Annotated in this window: 18 protein-coding genes; 8 read left to right on the forward strand and 10 right to left on the reverse strand. The window is 34.6% G+C overall.

The window, feature by feature from the left end:
• Positions 1 to 43: 43 nt before the first annotated feature.
• Both H8R22_RS04125 and H8R22_RS04130 read right to left on the reverse strand, forming a co-directional pair.
• Entirely contained in the window at positions 44 to 1,300 is a 1,257-nt protein-coding gene (locus tag H8R22_RS04125; RefSeq protein WP_187008798.1) for an aspartate kinase, read from the reverse strand.
• A 24-nt stretch (positions 1,301 to 1,324) separates the two neighbouring features.
• The gene (locus H8R22_RS04130; protein WP_187008797.1) at positions 1,325 to 1,825 is read right to left on the reverse strand and encodes a GNAT family N-acetyltransferase; all 501 of its coding nucleotides are present in this window, start codon (positions 1,823 to 1,825) and stop codon (positions 1,325 to 1,327) included.
• A 174-nt stretch (positions 1,826 to 1,999) separates the two neighbouring features.
• Here H8R22_RS04130 and fbp point away from each other — a divergent pair, with 174 nt between their 5' ends.
• A complete protein-coding gene (gene fbp / locus H8R22_RS04135) occupies positions 2,000 to 3,019 on the forward strand; it encodes a class 1 fructose-bisphosphatase (RefSeq protein ID WP_187008796.1) in 1,020 nt (339 codons plus the stop codon).
• A gap of 60 nt (positions 3,020 to 3,079) precedes the next feature.
• Here the strand turns inward: fbp and H8R22_RS04140 are convergent, their stop codons facing one another.
• Positions 3,080 to 3,520, reverse strand: coding sequence for a TerB family tellurite resistance protein (locus H8R22_RS04140; protein ID WP_187008795.1), 441 nt, complete (start codon positions 3,518 to 3,520; stop codon positions 3,080 to 3,082).
• Between the two features lie 184 nt (positions 3,521 to 3,704).
• Between H8R22_RS04140 and H8R22_RS04145 the strand changes: the two genes are divergently transcribed.
• Genes H8R22_RS04145 through H8R22_RS04155 form a run of 3 tightly spaced genes read left to right on the forward strand, consistent with a single transcriptional unit; the run spans position 3,705 to position 6,302 of the window.
• Entirely contained in the window at positions 3,705 to 4,298 is a 594-nt protein-coding gene (locus H8R22_RS04145) for a HupE/UreJ family protein (protein WP_187008794.1), read from the forward strand.
• Between the two features lies 1 nt (position 4,299).
• Positions 4,300 to 4,728 carry a deoxycytidylate deaminase gene (locus H8R22_RS04150; RefSeq protein ID WP_187009585.1) on the forward strand — a complete coding sequence of 143 codons (429 nt, stop codon included), beginning with the start codon at positions 4,300 to 4,302 and terminating at the stop codon, positions 4,726 to 4,728.
• A gap of 2 nt (positions 4,729 to 4,730) precedes the next feature.
• Positions 4,731 to 6,302: a S41 family peptidase gene (locus H8R22_RS04155; protein WP_187008793.1), complete on the forward strand. Its 1,572-nt coding sequence runs from the start codon at positions 4,731 to 4,733 to the stop codon at positions 6,300 to 6,302.
• Between the two features lie 185 nt (positions 6,303 to 6,487).
• On the opposite strand, the gene H8R22_RS04160 is transcribed toward H8R22_RS04155, so the two are convergent.
• Positions 6,488 to 6,691, reverse strand: a complete 204-nt coding sequence (locus H8R22_RS04160; RefSeq protein WP_187008792.1) for a hypothetical protein — start codon at positions 6,689 to 6,691, stop codon at positions 6,488 to 6,490.
• 120 nt (positions 6,692 to 6,811) lie between these two features.
• A complete protein-coding gene (locus H8R22_RS04165; protein WP_187008791.1) occupies positions 6,812 to 7,387 on the reverse strand; it encodes a MarC family protein in 576 nt (191 codons plus the stop codon).
• Positions 7,388 to 7,565: 178 nt separating this feature from the next.
• Between H8R22_RS04165 and H8R22_RS04170 the strand changes: the two genes are divergently transcribed.
• From H8R22_RS04170 to H8R22_RS04185, 4 genes are all read left to right on the forward strand, one after another.
• Positions 7,566 to 8,132 carry a DUF3109 family protein gene (locus tag H8R22_RS04170; protein ID WP_187008790.1) on the forward strand — a complete coding sequence of 189 codons (567 nt, stop codon included), beginning with the start codon at positions 7,566 to 7,568 and terminating at the stop codon, positions 8,130 to 8,132.
• A gap of 264 nt (positions 8,133 to 8,396) precedes the next feature.
• Entirely contained in the window at positions 8,397 to 9,374 is a 978-nt protein-coding gene (locus H8R22_RS04175) for a ribonucleotide-diphosphate reductase subunit beta (RefSeq protein WP_187008789.1), read from the forward strand.
• Between the two features lie 199 nt (positions 9,375 to 9,573).
• Entirely contained in the window at positions 9,574 to 12,018 is a 2,445-nt protein-coding gene (locus tag H8R22_RS04180) for a ribonucleoside-diphosphate reductase subunit alpha (protein ID WP_187008788.1), read from the forward strand.
• 755 nt (positions 12,019 to 12,773) lie between these two features.
• Positions 12,774 to 13,115, forward strand: a complete 342-nt coding sequence (locus H8R22_RS04185) for a hypothetical protein (RefSeq protein ID WP_187008787.1) — start codon at positions 12,774 to 12,776, stop codon at positions 13,113 to 13,115.
• A gap of 41 nt (positions 13,116 to 13,156) precedes the next feature.
• Here H8R22_RS04185 and H8R22_RS04190 read toward each other — a convergent pair whose 3' ends face one another.
• The 5 genes from H8R22_RS04190 to H8R22_RS15580 all read right to left on the reverse strand — a co-directional run.
• Positions 13,157 to 13,906, reverse strand: coding sequence for a hypothetical protein (locus H8R22_RS04190; RefSeq protein ID WP_187008786.1), 750 nt, complete (start codon positions 13,904 to 13,906; stop codon positions 13,157 to 13,159).
• A 153-nt stretch (positions 13,907 to 14,059) separates the two neighbouring features.
• Positions 14,060 to 14,497 carry an OsmC family protein gene (locus tag H8R22_RS04195; protein ID WP_187008785.1) on the reverse strand — a complete coding sequence of 146 codons (438 nt, stop codon included), beginning with the start codon at positions 14,495 to 14,497 and terminating at the stop codon, positions 14,060 to 14,062.
• 4 nt (positions 14,498 to 14,501) lie between these two features.
• Positions 14,502 to 14,822, reverse strand: coding sequence for a thioredoxin (gene trxA, locus H8R22_RS04200; RefSeq protein ID WP_187008784.1), 321 nt, complete (start codon positions 14,820 to 14,822; stop codon positions 14,502 to 14,504).
• A 140-nt stretch (positions 14,823 to 14,962) separates the two neighbouring features.
• Positions 14,963 to 15,496 (reverse strand): carboxymuconolactone decarboxylase family protein, encoded by a 534-nt coding sequence (locus tag H8R22_RS04205; RefSeq protein WP_187008783.1) that lies wholly within the window; start codon positions 15,494 to 15,496, stop codon positions 14,963 to 14,965.
• A gap of 879 nt (positions 15,497 to 16,375) precedes the next feature.
• A partial coding sequence (locus tag H8R22_RS15580) for a hypothetical protein (RefSeq protein WP_222616882.1) occupies positions 16,376 to 16,555 on the reverse strand: 180 nt, incomplete at its 5' end.

Genomic DNA, 16,555 nt, shown 5'->3' on the forward strand with positions numbered 1-16,555 from the left:
TGTATAATTAATTGTCTTGTATGCTACTGTGTGAAAAGTGTAATTATTTTTCGCTAGTCACAATCTGCATTGTTTCGGTGCTTATTTGTTTTAAAATAACATTTTTACCTTCCTCTACCGTTTGTGCAGCGGCATCAGTAAAATGTCTAATAGTATATAGTGTAACATTTTCACTAAAATCAACTTTGAATTTTTTAGATAAAATAGCGTTCAGTTCGGTAAAATTGTCAAATTTGTCTTCTACACAAACAGAGAAACTAATAGCTGAGTTTTGAATTAAATTCACTTTTAGTTTATGTTGATGGAATAAGGCGAAAATTTCACTAATATTTTCTTCCATAATAAAAGAGAAATCTATAGATGATAATGAGATTAATAACTGATTTCTTTTTACAATAAAGCAAGGTAAATAGGGTTCAAGAGCAACACCTTTAGAAACGCTTGTTCCTTTTAGTAATGGGTTGATAAATGACTTTACATACAAAGGAATCTCCTTTTTTTGTAAAGGTTGCAATGTTTTAGGGTGTATAACTGTGGCGCCATAGAAAGCTAATTCAATCGCTTCACGATACGAGATCTGGTTTAGCAGACTCGCATTTTCAAAGTAGCGAGGATCAGCATTCATAACTCCAGGAACATCTTTCCAAATGGTAACACTTTCGGCATTTAAGCAATAAGCAAAAATTGCAGCAGTATAATCAGATCCTTCACGACCTAAAGTAGTGGTGAAGTTATTATCGTCAGATCCTAAGAACCCTTGAGTAACGTTTAACATTTTGCGTTTAACGTTTTTAGAGATGTTTTGCTGCGTTAATTCCCAATTTACTTCGGCATCCCTGTAGTTGGAGTTAGTTTTGATAAAGTTTCTAACATCCAGCCATTGTGTTTGGATACCGCGGTAGTCCATGTAATGACTTAAAATAGTTGTCGAAATCAATTCACCAAAACTTACCACTTGATCGTATACAAAGTTATAATTGGGTGATTTGTTATGTGATAAAAAATATTCTAGATCTGCAAACTGTGTTTTTACTGCAGTAAAAACAGCATGGTTTTCATCATCAAATAAATCCATCAAAATCTGATTGTGGTATTTTTTTATTTCTTGTACTGACGATTGCAACGCTACTGATTTATCAAAGTAATCCTTAATAACCACCTCAAGCGCATTAGTTGTTTTACCCATTGCTGATACAACTAGAAGCACGTCCTCAAACCCTACTTTTTGTAAAACGTCGTATACGTTTTTAATTCCTTCGGCATCTTTTACTGATGCACCACCAAATTTGAATACTCTCATAATTATGTAACAAAAATTGTAATTCTATTTTAATTTATTTTCAACAAAGTCAGTAATTCCTGTCTCGTCCATTTGTACTACGTACCAATCTCTCAGTACTTTAGCACCTGATTTTTCATAAAAATCAATTGCAGGAGTGTTCCAGTCTAATACATTCCACTCTACTCTGCGTACTTGATCTTTTTTACCCTGCTTGATTATTTCAGAATATAAGGCATAGCCCAATCCAGTTCCTCGCATACTTTCTTTTACCACTAGGTCTTCAAGATGAATCGTTTTTCCTTTCCAAGTAGAAAAACGGTAGTAATACAATGCTATTCCTACTATTTCAGTACTAGTTTTATCATTTTCTGCTTCTATTTCCGCAACAAATACATTAAATAGTGGATTGGCACCAAAGCCGTCACGAATTAAATCATCTACAGTTACTAGCACCGCATCAGGTTCTTTTTCAAAAATAGCTAATTCCTGAATCAGTCCTAAAACTGCACTCATGTCTTCTGGTTGTCCTTTACGAATATTCATGTATTCTTAATTTTTATGGTTGATTACCTAAAATAAAGCTTTTTTAAAGTAAAAAGATCTTTTTTAAGGGGCAAATATACAATAGTGATAAACTAAGTAAATTTTATTGAAATCAATTTCACAAAAAACACGATATTTGTGACTTCAAACTAACTAAACTACAACGATCTCGGGATGGAAGAACGCAACAAAACCTTAGGGGAATTTATCATCGAAAACCAAAATGCCTTTCAGTACTCGTCAGGTGAATTATCTAGAATCATTAACTCTATCCGTTTAGCTGCTAAAGTGGTTAACTATAAAGTAAACAAAGCAGGGCTAGTTGATATCGTAGGAGCAGCAGGAGTGCAAAATATTCAAGGGGAGGATCAACAAAAATTAGACGTGTACGCTAATGAAGTTTTTATTCAAACTTTAATTAACCGCGAAATTGTATGCGGAATCGCCTCTGAAGAAAATGATGAATTCATTACAGTTGAGGGAAGTGATAGTAGTCATAATAATAAATACGTTGTTTTGATGGATCCACTGGATGGTTCTTCAAATATTGATGTAAATGTCTCTGTAGGAACTATTTTTTCGGTTTATAGAAGGGTTACACCCATCGGTACACCAGTAACAATGGAAGATTTTTTACAACCAGGTACTAATCAAGTTGCAGCAGGTTATGTAATTTATGGTACATCTACTATGATTGTGTATACTACTGGTCATGGTGTAAATGGATTTACGTTAAACCCTGCGATAGGTACTTTCTACCTTTCGCACCCTAATATGCAATTTTCAGAGGAAGGTAAAATATACTCAATAAATGAGGGGAATTATGTTCACTTTCCACAAGGGGTAAAAAACTATATAAAATATTGTCAAAGTGAAGAAGGAGACCGCCCCTATACTTCTCGCTATATTGGTAGTCTGGTTTCAGATATTCATAGAAATATGATTAAAGGAGGTATTTATATTTACCCAACTAGTTCAAAGGCGCCAAAAGGGAAATTGAGATTATTATATGAATGTAATCCAATGGCTTTTATAGTGGAACAAGCAGGAGGTAAAGCGTCAGATGGATTTGGTAGAATCATGGAAATTGAACCTACGGAACTTCATGAGCGTGTTCCTTTCTTCTGTGGAAGCTATAAGATGGTTGAGAAAGCGGAAGAATTTATGAAAGAAGCACTACTAAGTAAGTACTAGTAGTGATTAGATACTAAAAGAAAAAGCTTCCTATTCGAAAGAGTAGGAAGCTTTTTTAATTTATGAATTTAATTTTTCAGCTTTTTCAATTTCAGCTATAAAAAAATCAATGTCTACTTTTTCGTCAGCTAGCTCTAGTGCTTTTGTTACAACTGCATCTACATTCTCGGCTGTAAAACCAATACCAAGGCTTAACTTTTTAAGCATAATTTCTTGATTATCGCCTAATTGATGATCGATATTAACGATACGGGCTAGATCATATAAACGCTCAATTCTTTGCGTATTTAAGTAAGGAGGGTTGATAGGATATTTAATTGGGTTCTCTAAAATTTCTTCGTACTCTGCTGCAGAAATTTCAAGTCTAATAGCCAATTTGTCTAAAAACTCTTTTTCTTCTGGTGCAAAAACTCCGTCTGCAAGTGCTAGTCTCACAATAGACGAGAAGTGGCCTTTGTTTCTTTGAGTGAATTCGCTATCAAATAAATCTGAAAATGACATAGTTAATTTTTTAATTTTGTCTCGCAAAGATAATTCAATTTTTAAATTTATAATTTTAATTTTTCTTTTTCTTTAGAACGGGATTTGAGCGCTGTTTTTTTAGCTTAGGATTTCGCTATGGTACCCCCCGTTTTCAAAATAAATCGTAAGTTTACAATCCCTTTATCAATTTAATATTTTACCCATGTCGCAGTTTTGGATATACTTTCAAATAGGATTAAATCATGTTCTAGATTTGAGTGCATACGATCATGTATTGTTTTTGATGGCGCTAGCAGTTCCTTTTTCATTTAAAGACTGGAAGCGTGCAGTGCTTTTAGTTTCGCTTTTTACAATAGGGCATACTGTTGCATTAATTCTTTCTGTTTTTGGGATTATTGCTGTCAAGGTAAATGTTGTCGAATTCTTAATACCAATTACAATACTTTTAACGGCACTCTTTAATTTGTTTACTGCCGGAAAATCGAATAAAACGGAGAGTATTAATTTAGTGTTTTTTATCACTCTGTTTTTCGGAATCATTCATGGTTTAGGTTTTTCAAATTACTTTAAAACAATTTTAGGAGGTACTCCTTCTTCTAAAATATTGCCTTTAGCTGAGTTTGCCCTCGGGGTTGAAGCAGCTCAGCTTGTTGTCGTTTTTGTTGTCTTAATCTTGTCGTATATTGTTCAAACGGTGTTTAGGTTTTCTAAAAGAGATTGGACCTTAGTAATGTCAGCCTTTATAATAGGAGTAGTAGTGCCTTTAATCATCGAAAGTGAAATCTGGAATAGATAAAATGGAAGCAGAAAAATTAAATAAATACGACAAAGCTTATTTGAGAATTGCTACTGAGTGGGGTGCTCTTTCCTATTGCAATCGTAAAAAAGTAGGGGCTATTATTGTTAGAGACCGAATGATAATTTCTGATGGTTACAACGGTACTCCAAGTGGTTTTGAGAATTGTTGCGAAGATGATGACGGATTAACTAAATGGGATGTATTGCATGCTGAAGCAAATGCTATCTTGAAAGTAGCACGTTCTACGCAATCCTGCGAAGGCGCAACATTGTATATTACTTTGTCTCCTTGTAAAGAATGTAGTAAATTGATTCATCAGTCAGGAATAAAAAGAGTGGTGTATCATAAGGGATACCGAGACGATTCAGGAATACAGTTTTTAATAAAAGCAGGAGTAGAAGTAGAACATATTCCAGAACTAAAATAATAATGAAGTCAAACGCTAAATACCTACCTATGCTACTTGGTGCGACACTTGCGCTAGGTATCGTTGTGGGCGGATGGCTAAATGAACCAAGCCAGAATAAATTTTTAGCAAACAGCGCTTCTAAAAACAAACTTAATAGATTAATTGATTTTATCAATAACGATTACGTCGATAATGTAAATACAGACTCTATTGTAAATCTTACAGTGGATAAGATTTTAGGGCAATTAGACCCACACTCTGTTTACGTTCCTCCCACGGAACAAGCCGAAGTTGCTGAGAATATGAGAGGAGAATTTGTGGGTATTGGGGTAAGTTTTTACATGTATAAAGATTCAGTTGCTATTATACAACCTATTGCAAACGGCCCTTCGGCAAAAGCAGGAATAAAAGCTGGTGACCGTATACTATATGCTGATAAAACAAAACTCTTTGGTAGAAAATTGCCTTCAGACAGTTTGTTTTCTAAGCTAAAAGGATCAAAAGGATCAGAAGTGCAGCTGGTTATTTATCGAAAGTCAGAAAACAAGAGACTAAATCTTAAGATAAAACGAGACGTAATTCCGCTATCCAGTGTAGATGCTTCTCTGATGCTAAACAAATCTACAGCCTATATTAAAATCAATCGTTTTGCCGAGACTACATTATTCGAATTTAAAAAAGCATTACTTCAATTAAAAAAGCAAGGGGCAACAGCTCTAGTTATCGATTTACGAGATAACGGAGGTGGCTATATGGAGGAAGCCATTGCTATTGCGGATGAACTATTAGGGGATAAGAAGTTAATTGTTTTTACAAAAAACAAAAAAGGAGCCATTCAAAAAACTTTTGCAACTAAAAAAGGGAATTTTCAAGGCGGGGAAGTCTTTGTTTTAATGAATGAAAATAGTGCTTCAGCTAGTGAAATTCTTGCGGGTGCTATTCAAGATAATGATAGAGGGACCATTGTAGGTCGTCGCTCTTTTGGGAAGGGTTTGGTGCAACGAGAAATGAATTTTGAAGATGGCTCAGCGGTGCGCTTAACGGTAGCGAGGTATTACACTCCAACAGGAAGGTCGATTCAAAAACCATACAGTAAAGGGGATGATGAAACTTATTTTAAGGAGTCTGAATCACGTTTCGTAAGTGGTGAGCTTTATGAAAAAGACAGTATAAAGGTTGCGGATAGTTTAAAGTTTAAAACACCTAAGGGTAAAATCGTTTATGGCGGCGGTGGCATTGTGCCTGATTTGTTTATTCCGCTACAATTAGAGAAAGGCAATGAGAATTTCACGTATTTAATGCAGTCCAGTATAGTGGGTAATTTTGTTTTTGAGCAATTAGACCAAGATAGAAATTCTTTTAAAGGTGTTGTCTATGAGGATTTCTTGTTAAGAATGAAAAAGACCGAATTGTACTTTAATAGTTTTCAGAAATTCCTCAATAAAAATGGATTGGATGTTAAAGTAGCGAATAATAGAGAAATCGTAAAGCGTTACATAGCAGCTGAATTCGCTCGACAATTGTATGGCGAAAGTAAGTATTACCAAATCATTTTAAGAGAAGACGCCATGATAAAGGCGATTCTTAAATAAATCTACTTTATTCGCATAAAAGTCCCGAAGTTTTAAATAAAATAGTACTTGTACACTATAAAATAAGAAATAGTTTTCTGCTGTAATTAAAACACGTTGGATTGCGCATTTCTTGCGTTAAAATCAATACTTTCAAATTTAAAGATGAGGTAAAATAGTACCTCTAAAAATAAATCAAACTTTTATTACAGTTTGTTATTCATTTTTTCTTCTATCTTTTTAGAAGTCTTAAAAATCAAAAGAATCAAAACCGCACAGAATGAAGCTGCAATACCAATAAATGCAACTACACTGTCTCCTTGAAATGGGTTTTTGAAATCAAGTAACGTGATGTTGAAAATTATTAGGGCTACTGCGAGAACTACTAATACGTTTGTAAAAATTTTCATAAGAAGTTTTTTTATCTGTTTATTATAAAATATAATTCGGATGAGCTAGGTTGTTGCTTTGTAAACGAAGTAGCTGTCAGCCGCAGACTTGATTAGAGTGTAAATTTATAAAAAAATATTTTAGACAAACAAACCTTTAACATTAGCTGCAAATAATTTAACAGCAATTGCTAGTAATACCACACCAAAAGTCTTTCTGATAACACCTAATCCGTTTTCTCCAAGCATTCGTTCGATTTTTGATGAAGATTTTAAAACGATGTATACTAATATAATATTAAGCACGATAGCGATAATAATGTTGATCGTGTGAAATTGTGATTTTAAGGATAACAAGGTAGTCATTGTTCCTGCTCCCGCAATTAAAGGAAATGCAAGAGGGACAATTGAGGCAGAACTTGCTTCTTCATCTTTATATATTCGTATTCCTAAAATCATTTCGAGTGCTAGAAAGAAAAGGACAAAAGCTCCTGCTACTGCAAAAGAGGCTACGTCAATTCCAATGAGCTTAAGGATTTCCTCTCCTACAAACAAAAAAACAATCATGATTACTCCCGAAGTGACCGAAGCTTTGCCAGACTCCAAGTGTCCAAATTTTGATCGTAAATCGATAATGATTGGAATCGATCCTATGATGTCAATTACGGCAAAAAGCACCATTCCTACTGTGATTATTTCTCTTAAATCGAACTGCATAGCTAAAAATTTAGCCGCAAAGGTAAGCTAAAAGGGTGTGATTTGATAAGATTACAACCGAGTATAGCAAACGCATTTATGAAGAATCACTAATAGTAATTGCGATTCCATTTTTTGTTTCAAAGTTGTGGCTTTGTTTAGCTATCTTTGCACAATAATAATTTAGTACCGTAATAGCATGTTTCAGTTAGGAAAAACAATCGTTTCAGAAGATATTTTAAGTAAGGATTTTGTGTGTAATTTATCTGCGTGCCATGGTGCGTGTTGTGTAGATGGTGATGCAGGAGCGCCTTTAACTTTAGAGGAAACTAAAATTTTAGAGGACATATATCCTAAAGTTAAACCTTTTTTACGCAAAGAAGGTATAGCTGCAATTGAAGCGCAAGGGACTTGGACTAACGGAACAGATGGTGATTTAGAAACACCATTGATTGATAATAAAGATTGCGCGTATGTTATATTTGACGGGAAAACCGCGCTTTGCGGAATTGAACAAGCCTACAATCAAGGAATAATTGACTGGAAAAAACCTGTTTCTTGTCATCTTTATCCTATTCGTGTAAAAGATTATACAGAGTTTGCAGCCGTTAATTATGACAAATGGGACATTTGCGATGCAGCCTGCTCTCTAGGTCAAGAACTTGAGGTTCCTGTGTACAAATTCGTCAAAGAAGCCCTGATCAGAAGATTTGGTCAAGACTGGTATTTAGAGTTAGAAAAAGTTGCCGAAGAGTTAAAAAAATAAAAGAAAAAATAAGTATTTTTTACTTGTTTCCTAAATAATATTTCCTATATTTTACGGCACTTGCCGTCTTTTTAGTTGTTTTAAAACGTTGATTGTTAAGTTTTTGTGTTTTAGGTTGTAAATGTGTTGTTTTTTAACCTTTGTTAAAAACTAGCGCATATTGTGGATAAGTTTGGCTTTCAATTCCGGCAATATTTTACAATCTTTGTAACTGACAGAATAGCTAATATTTTGTTAAAACTTCATATTTAAAACAACAACGCAATGTCGCAAATAGAACCAATTTTACAAGAGAATAAGAACCGTTTTGTTATTTTTCCAATCAAGCATCATGACATTTGGGAATGGTATAAGAAAATGGAGGCTAGTTTTTGGACTGCCGAAGAAATTGACCTTTCACAAGATTTAAATGATTGGAACAATAAGTTAAATGATGAGGAGAAATATTTCATTAAACATATTCTAGCTTTTTTTGCTGCCTCAGACGGAATCGTAAATGAGAATCTAGCAGAGAACTTTGTAAATGAAGTACAGTACGCTGAAGCTAAATTCTTTTATGGTTTTCAGATCATGATGGAAAACATTCATAGCGAAACCTACTCGCTACTTATCGATACTTACGTTAAGGATGAGACTGAAAAAGATGAATTGTTTAACGCATTAGAAGTTTTTCCTGCTATTAAGAAAAAAGCAGACTGGGCTCTTAAATGGATCGAATCTGATTCCTTTGCTGAGCGTTTGATCGCTTTTGCAGCAGTAGAAGGGATTTTCTTCTCGGGAGCATTTTGTTCGATTTATTGGTTGAAAAAACGTGGGTTAATGCCAGGTTTAACATTTTCTAATGAGTTAATTTCTCGTGACGAAGGGGTTCACTGTGACTTTGCTGTGCATTTACATAATCACCATTTGGTTAATAAAGTGCCAAAAGAGAGAATTAGAAGTATTATCGTAGATGCTTTGAATATCGAAAGAGAATTCATTACGGAGTCGCTTCCTGTTAGTTTAATAGGAATGAATGCTTCGTTAATGACGCAATATTTAGAATTTGTTGCAGATAGATTATTAGTAGAATTAGGATGCGATAGAGAATACAATACCTCTAACCCGTTTGATTTCATGGATATGATTTCGCTTCAAGGTAAAACAAACTTCTTTGAGAAAAAAGTAGCTGAATACCAAAAATCAGGTGTGATGAACACGGATGGTGAAGCACAGAAAATTTCATTTGACGCTGATTTTTAATCAGGATATTTTTATTCACCTGTTGGGTTTTTAGCCCAGATAGCAGTGAAAATCCTTTTTACAGGATAGGCATAAGCGCTAGCGAATGTATATCCTGCAAAAAGATTGCAACGGATAGCTGGAAACAGCTCCAAAAAAAAATAATACAAATAAAGAAAAACAGCGAAGGGATTTTCTGTTTTAAAAACAAAAAAAAAGTATGTACGTAGTTAAAAGAGATGGCCGCAAAGAACCTGTAATGTTCGACAAAATCACAGATAGGATTAAAAAACTATGCTATGGTTTGAATGATTTAGTAGATGCTGTAAAGGTAGCAATGCGAGTAATTGAGGGGCTTTATGATGGGGTTTCTACGTCAGAATTAGATAATTTAGCAGCCGAAACAGCAGCGTCTATGACTATTGCGCATCCTGATTATGCACAATTGGCAGCAAGAATCGCTATTTCAAATTTGCATTCGAATACAACAAAATCGTTCTCAGAGACGATGACTGAAATGTTTAACTATGTAAACCCAAGAAACGGACAATATTCGCCATTAGTGGCTGATGATGTTTACAAAGTAATTCAAGATAATGCAGAGTTTTTAGACTCGCATATCATTTATAATAGAGATTTTAATTACGATTATTTCGGTTTCAAAACATTAGAACGTTCTTATCTATTAAAGATAAACGGTAAAATTGTTGAAAGACCTCAACATATGTTAATGCGTGTATCGGTAGGGATTCACCTTGACGACCTAGATTCAGTCCTAGAAACCTATGACTTAATGTCTAAAAAGTTCTTTACACATGCAACACCTACATTGTTTAATGCGGGTACGCCTAAACCTCAAATGTCTTCTTGCTTCCTTTTATCAATGCAAGACGATAGTATTGACGGAATTTATGACACGTTGAAACAAACGGCAAAGATTTCGCAATCAGCAGGTGGAATTGGATTAGCGATTCACAATGTACGTGCGACAGGTTCTTACATTCGTGGAACAAACGGAACCTCTAATGGAATCGTTCCTATGTTACGTGTTTTTAACGATACAGCACGTTACGTAGATCAAGGTGGTGGAAAACGTAAAGGTAGTTTTGCTATTTATATTGAAACTTGGCATGCCGATATCTTTGATTTCTTAGACTTGAAAAAGAATACAGGAAAAGAAGAAATGCGTGCAAGAGATTTATTCTTTGCCATGTGGACCTCAGATTTATTCATGAAGCGCGTGCAAGAAGACGGGAACTGGACGTTGATGTGTCCTAACGAATGTCCTGGATTGTATGATGTGTATGGAGACGAATTTGAAGCATTATATGAAAGCTACGAGAAAGCAGGAAAAGGTAGAAAAACAATCAAAGCACATGAATTGTGGGAGAAAATTCTAGAATCTCAAATCGAGACTGGAACGCCATACATGTTGTATAAAGATGCGGCTAACCGTAAATCAAACCAAAAGAACTTAGGAACTATTCGTTCATCAAACTTGTGTACTGAGATCATGGAGTACACTTCTCCTGATGAGGTTGCGGTTTGTAACTTGGCGTCACTTTCGTTACCAATGTTTGTTGAAAACGGAAAGTTTGATCACGATACTTTTTATACAGTTACAAAACGCGTTACAAAAAACTTGAACAAAGTAATTGATAGAAATTATTATCCTGTAAAAGAGGCTGAGAACTCTAACAAGCGTCATAGACCTGTAGGTTTAGGGGTGCAAGGATTAGCAGATGCTTTTATCATGTTGCGTTTGCCTTTTACAAGTGATGAGGCTAAAAAACTAAACCAAGAAATTTTTGAAACCTTATACTTTGCTGCTGTAACCGCTTCTATGGAGATGGCTAAAGAAGAAGGACCCTATTCTACTTTTGAGGGTTCACCAATGTCAAAAGGAGAGTTCCAGTACAATATGTGGGGAATGAAAGACGAAGAATTGTCAGGACGTTGGGACTGGGCGTCGTTGCGTAAAGAGGTAATGGAACACGGTGTTCGTAACTCTTTATTAGTAGCGCCTATGCCTACAGCATCGACTTCTCAAATTCTTGGTAATAATGAAGCATTTGAGCCGTATACATCGAATATTTATACACGTCGTGTACTTTCAGGAGAGTTTATCGTGGTAAACAAGCATTTATTGAACGACCTAGTAGAGTTAGGATTGTGGAACGAAACTTTGAAACAAGAATTGATGCGTAATAACGGATCAGTACAAGATCTAAATATTCCGCAAGACTTAAAAGAGTTGTACAAAACGGTTTGGGAAATGTCTATGAAAGATATTATAGATATGTCACGTCAGCGTGGGTATTTTGTAGATCAATCACAATCACTGAACTTGTTTATGCAAAATGCGAACTATTCTAAACTAACGTCAATGCACTTTTACGCATGGCAATCAGGATTAAAAACAGGAATGTATTACTTAAGAACAAAAGCTGCGGTAGATGCGATTAAGTTTACATTGAACAATGATAAAGCAGCAGCACCAATTGAGGTGAAAGAGCAAGCACAAGTGCAAGCGCCTGCAAGGTTAGAGTCAATAGCTACTTTAAACGAACCAGTAGGAGTAGAAATGTCTGCAGATGAGTACAAAGCCATGATCGAATTAGCAAAAAATGCGGGTCCTGACGAATGTGAAATGTGTGGGTCTTAAATAGAAATACATTTATAAAGGCTTCTTAATTGAGGCCTTTTATAAGAATAATCACTTTTAAATCAATTGCTGAGGTAAATAAAAAAAATAATGCGCACAAAAAAAGGGACATCTATGACATCCCTAACTTGGTAAACTTAATAATAACGCCGTCGGAAGCTTTTTTATTTAAGTTATATAAAAATAATGAGGTTGCCTCACCTACTTTTTTAATACTTCAAAAGTAACAAAATTGTATTGTTTTTCCAAGTTAAATATTCATCTATAATGTCAATGTTGACATTATTAATTTATAACTCTTACGCTATAAGGTGTTGAAGTAGTTATTAACAATTAAATAAGAATGGAAGATTTGAAAAATGATGATTTCTACTATATTTTTAGAAAATGTATCACAACAAGAAATGGGAGAAGAATTTGTAAAACAGACGGAAGTAGTTTTAAAATTCGAGTCAAAAAGAATGATTAATTAATGAATAAAACAGCTATCAATTTTGGTAGCTGTTTTTTTTTGGAGCTAATCCTGCTTTGCGTTTCAATCTTTTTATTTTTAAAGAAAAAATAAAAAGGATTTCCACTTCAATCCGGGCTAGAAATTTCAATATATATTAAATACTGCTGATTAAATGAACTCAATAATGAGAGTTGTAGTCTTCTCAAAAGCATTTTCCTCAAATCTCATAACACTATCTAAAAATCCTATAAAAGCCAAAGGTCTCATGCTGAGTATATTTGTTAAATCAAATAACATCGTTATGACAGCAATTCAATATACAAAGCAAATAATCAAGAAAAGTATTCATTTAGTTTACTCTACTTGTACTAATGATTTAATTATCTATTCGAAGCAAGCGAGTAATATCGAGTTATTTATTGTTGCCTTTTTTATAGAATACAATCGACTTTTTATTGCGGATACTGTTTTTATGAATACAGTTCAAAAGGAAGTTCTGGTGAAATTAGTAACTTCTTATAGATTAAATCTAAGTTTAGCTCAAGTTAATTGGATAGAGACTAAAAATGCTATAGTTGAACTATTTGCAGATAACAATGAGTTTTCTAATCAATATAACGAAGAAACTATGCTTAATCAATAGTTTTGTCATTAGGAATGTAATTCCATTCATTTAAAACGTAACTAATATTGGTTTTCCATTAAACCACTAAACGGATTAACGCCGTTATTGATCTCTTCGATTGATTGCCCTATGTTTACATTTTCTATTTTCAAATCTAATAAGGCTTTGTGCGTAGTAGCAATTTTAACTCCATTAGGAAATTCTGTCCAATCTTCCCAACTAGTCTCTACGCCGCCCACAGGAATAATACTTACCCACATTTTCCAAGCTGTAGGGACAAATTTGTCGTCTAGTAACCATAAATAAGAATCTCCCGGAGTATCTCCACCAGAGAAATAAGTAACCATTAAGGCTTCTTTATTGTCTTGTGTTACAATAGATCGTGTGGTTCCCGAATCTCGCAATTTAAAAGGTGCAATAAACCAAAAGGAATCGTTATTAAAGTACTTATTAGCAGTTGCGATCGCATCATTTTTAGCATCATCGACAAGGATTTTATCACTGTCATATGCAATACCTTCCAAAGTTTTATTGTTGTAGATTACTTTTTTGTCTCCCCATTTTACTTGAACTAAATTGTTTTTTTTATCCCAAAGATAATGGTGGTTTCCCATAAAAGAAAAGGAAACGGCAGCGGTTGTATCCCACGCTTTTTGATTGATCGCTTCTTGTATTTTATTTGTCAGTATTTCGGCTTTATGTCCCGTTTCTCCTTTTGGCAGCGGTTCGCTAGTAAAATATAAATAAACGGCTAAAACAATGGTAAGAACTATAACTATGGAAGCACTTATTTTAAAGAATTTTTTCATGACTAACAATGGTTTGTTTTTTAAAGCATCTCAAAAGTACTAAAATAAGACCGTTTTTAGAAAACATTCTGCGATTTGTTCCTGTACAACAAAGGGTTTAGCTTATGATAGCCAAACCCTTTAGGTCAAATTTTGTTGTGGTATATAAAGTTGTTATTGAACCAAAACCTTTTCTGCTTCTTCAGTAAGTTCTACCGCGTTTTCAATATTCCACTCGCCTTCAATCATGCGGTGTACGTAGCAGGCGTCGGCTTGTTTTAGCAATTCTGTTTTTTGCTCAGCAGTTAGGTTGCCTTCAATTTTAATTTTGGCTGTCACATTAGATGTTAGTATCCCTCCATCTCCACGTTTCACGTTCAACTCAAATTCGCCATCTACTTCACCTATCTCCCATTTGTTTTTTCTAGCAATGTATCTTACTGTAGCTACTTTGCACATTGCAATACTAGATAAGATTAAATCCTCGGGCGAAAACCCCAAATCAGTTCCTGCGCTAGTTTTAGGCTCGTCACCCACAATACTGTGTCTGCCGTTTGTAATCAAAGATTGGTATCCTGTGGGAAGGTTTTTAATGTTTATTTTCTTTCCCATGGTCTTAGCTTTTTATAATGTTAGTTAAATGGCTGGTCATAATCGACTTGCTTTGTACGCCGTTTTGAGTGCCTACAATTTCTCCGTTTTTAAAGTAGAAAATAGCAGGAATGCTTCTCACTTTAAATTGTGCGGCAAGCTCTGGATTTGTGTCCACATTGATTTTCGAAATCACCGCTCTACCGTCAAAGTCATTGGCTAATTCTTCAAGTGCAGGATGCAAGGCTTTACAAGGTCCACACCAGTCAGCAAAAAAGTCTACTAGAACCACGTCATTATTGTTAATGGTAGAATCAAAGTTGGTTTTACCTAAATGTTGTATCATCTTAATTGTTTTTTATGTTTTATACCAATACGATTTCTAAAATTCCAATTGTCAGTTCGAGCGGAGTCGAGAACTACGAGTACATCTTGACTGCGTTCGATGGGACAAAATGGTATTGGTTTTAATTAATGGATTAAAAATTACAGTGCTGGAGCAAGAGGAAAATCAATTGCAAAATCAGCTAGGTTATGAATGTAGTTGCTCACAATTTTATCACCCACAACAATTACCACATCAATCATATTTACCTCAGTATAACCAGCGTTAAAAAAGGCAGTTTTAGACTCAGGAGTTGCTTTTCCTTTGTTCTCAACCATTGATGCTGTAAATTTCACTAAAGCATCTAGTTTCGTGTCAAAAGCCGCCGATCCCGTACGTAATTCAATCACTTGGTCGTCTGTAAAACCATTCATTTTTCCAAGAATAGTATGTGCCGACTGGCAATAGTTACAACCATTTATTTGGCTTGTGATTAAGTTAACCACTTCTCTTTCTTTTGCTTTTAGGCTGCTTTTTCTATTTTGAAAAGCTAAGTAATCTCCTAAAGCCGTATCGCTTTTGGCGAAATATGCGTATAAATTAGGTACAAATCCTAACCCTTTTTCTAGATTATCAAAAATGACTTGATTATTTGTAGATACTTCTTCTCTTGTTGGTACGTTAAATGTTGACATGTTTTTTTATTTTTTTAGTTTGAAATAATAATTATATGAATAAGTTGCTTTCGTTACAGTAGTAATCAGTAATGCCCAAGTTTTGGCAAAAGCTTTCCTGATTTACTGCAATTAATAGCGGTGTGTGTTTTTTAGTTTTCTGCCCTAAAACAGTTTTAAAGCTTCTTATAATTGTTTGTATTGTTTTCATAATTCCTGTTGTTTCAGTTTGATGGTACAAAGGTGCGACGAAATCAAGCCTTGAAGTTAGGTCGCTTTTCCCGCACAGTTATCTATTATTCCCTTTTAGTGTTTTTTTTAGTTTAAGGAGCAAAAATTATAGTGGTTTCAAGAAAATACGTCCCGCTTTCCGTTGCAATCTTTTTATTTTTAAAGAAAAAATAAAAAGGATTTCCACTTCAATCGGGGCTAAGCGATGACGTTTATTGTTTTACGAGAAATAATTGCGAGGAACGAAGCAATCACACTAATTTGAAGATTTATATCGCAACCATTTAGTACAGGAATTAACAGCAACGGTAATTGTCAGTTCGAGCGGAGTCGAGAACCAGTATTGTATCTCGACTCCGCTCGATTTGACAAAAACAGGTTCGTCTATATCTCCGCATTTATTAATTATGATATGTAATACCACTAACAGTTGTTAATAAATCTCATTGTCAGTTCGCGCGGAGACGAGAACCATTATTGTGTCTCGACTCCGTTCGATTTGACAAAAACAGCTTCGTCTAAATCTTCGCATTTAGTGATTATAGTATGCACCACCACTAACAGCTGTTAATAAATTGCATCGTCAGTTCGAGCCGAGTCGAGAACCAGTATTGCATCTCGACTCCGCTCGATATGACAAAAATAGGTTTGTCTATATCTCCGTGTTTATTAATTATGATATGTAATACTACTAACAGAGATGTTAATAAATCTAACAGTCAGTTCAAGCGGAGTCGAGAACCAGTATTGCATCTCGACTCCGCTCGATTTGACAAAAATAGGTTTGTCTATATCTCCGTGTTTATTAATTATGATATGTAATACTACTAACAGAGATGTTAATAAATC

It is taken from the genome of Flavobacterium kayseriense, assembly GCF_014305095.1.
GTDB classification, from domain to species: domain Bacteria; phylum Bacteroidota; class Bacteroidia; order Flavobacteriales; family Flavobacteriaceae; genus Flavobacterium; species Flavobacterium kayseriense.

Coding starts and splice junctions, on each gene's coding strand:
- H8R22_RS04125 (WP_187008798.1), bottom strand. CDS start 1,300: ATGAGAGTATTCAAATTTGGTGGTGCATCAGTAAAAGATGCCGAAGGA.
- H8R22_RS04130 (WP_187008797.1), bottom strand. CDS start 1,825: ATGAATATTCGTAAAGGACAACCAGAAGACATGAGTGCAGTTTTAGGA.
- fbp (WP_187008796.1), top strand. CDS start 2,000: ATGGAAGAACGCAACAAAACCTTAGGGGAATTTATCATCGAAAACCAA.
- H8R22_RS04140 (WP_187008795.1), bottom strand. CDS start 3,520: ATGTCATTTTCAGATTTATTTGATAGCGAATTCACTCAAAGAAACAAA.
- H8R22_RS04145 (WP_187008794.1), top strand. CDS start 3,705: ATGTCGCAGTTTTGGATATACTTTCAAATAGGATTAAATCATGTTCTA.
- H8R22_RS04150 (WP_187009585.1), top strand. CDS start 4,300: ATGGAAGCAGAAAAATTAAATAAATACGACAAAGCTTATTTGAGAATT.
- H8R22_RS04155 (WP_187008793.1), top strand. CDS start 4,731: ATGAAGTCAAACGCTAAATACCTACCTATGCTACTTGGTGCGACACTT.
- H8R22_RS04160 (WP_187008792.1), bottom strand. CDS start 6,691: ATGAAAATTTTTACAAACGTATTAGTAGTTCTCGCAGTAGCCCTAATA.
- H8R22_RS04165 (WP_187008791.1), bottom strand. CDS start 7,387: ATGCAGTTCGATTTAAGAGAAATAATCACAGTAGGAATGGTGCTTTTT.
- H8R22_RS04170 (WP_187008790.1), top strand. CDS start 7,566: ATGTTTCAGTTAGGAAAAACAATCGTTTCAGAAGATATTTTAAGTAAG.
- H8R22_RS04175 (WP_187008789.1), top strand. CDS start 8,397: ATGTCGCAAATAGAACCAATTTTACAAGAGAATAAGAACCGTTTTGTT.
- H8R22_RS04180 (WP_187008788.1), top strand. CDS start 9,574: ATGTACGTAGTTAAAAGAGATGGCCGCAAAGAACCTGTAATGTTCGAC.
- H8R22_RS04185 (WP_187008787.1), top strand. CDS start 12,774: ATGACAGCAATTCAATATACAAAGCAAATAATCAAGAAAAGTATTCAT.
- H8R22_RS04190 (WP_187008786.1), bottom strand. CDS start 13,906: ATGAAAAAATTCTTTAAAATAAGTGCTTCCATAGTTATAGTTCTTACC.
- H8R22_RS04195 (WP_187008785.1), bottom strand. CDS start 14,497: ATGGGAAAGAAAATAAACATTAAAAACCTTCCCACAGGATACCAATCT.
- trxA (WP_187008784.1), bottom strand. CDS start 14,822: ATGATACAACATTTAGGTAAAACCAACTTTGATTCTACCATTAACAAT.
- H8R22_RS04205 (WP_187008783.1), bottom strand. CDS start 15,496: ATGTCAACATTTAACGTACCAACAAGAGAAGAAGTATCTACAAATAAT.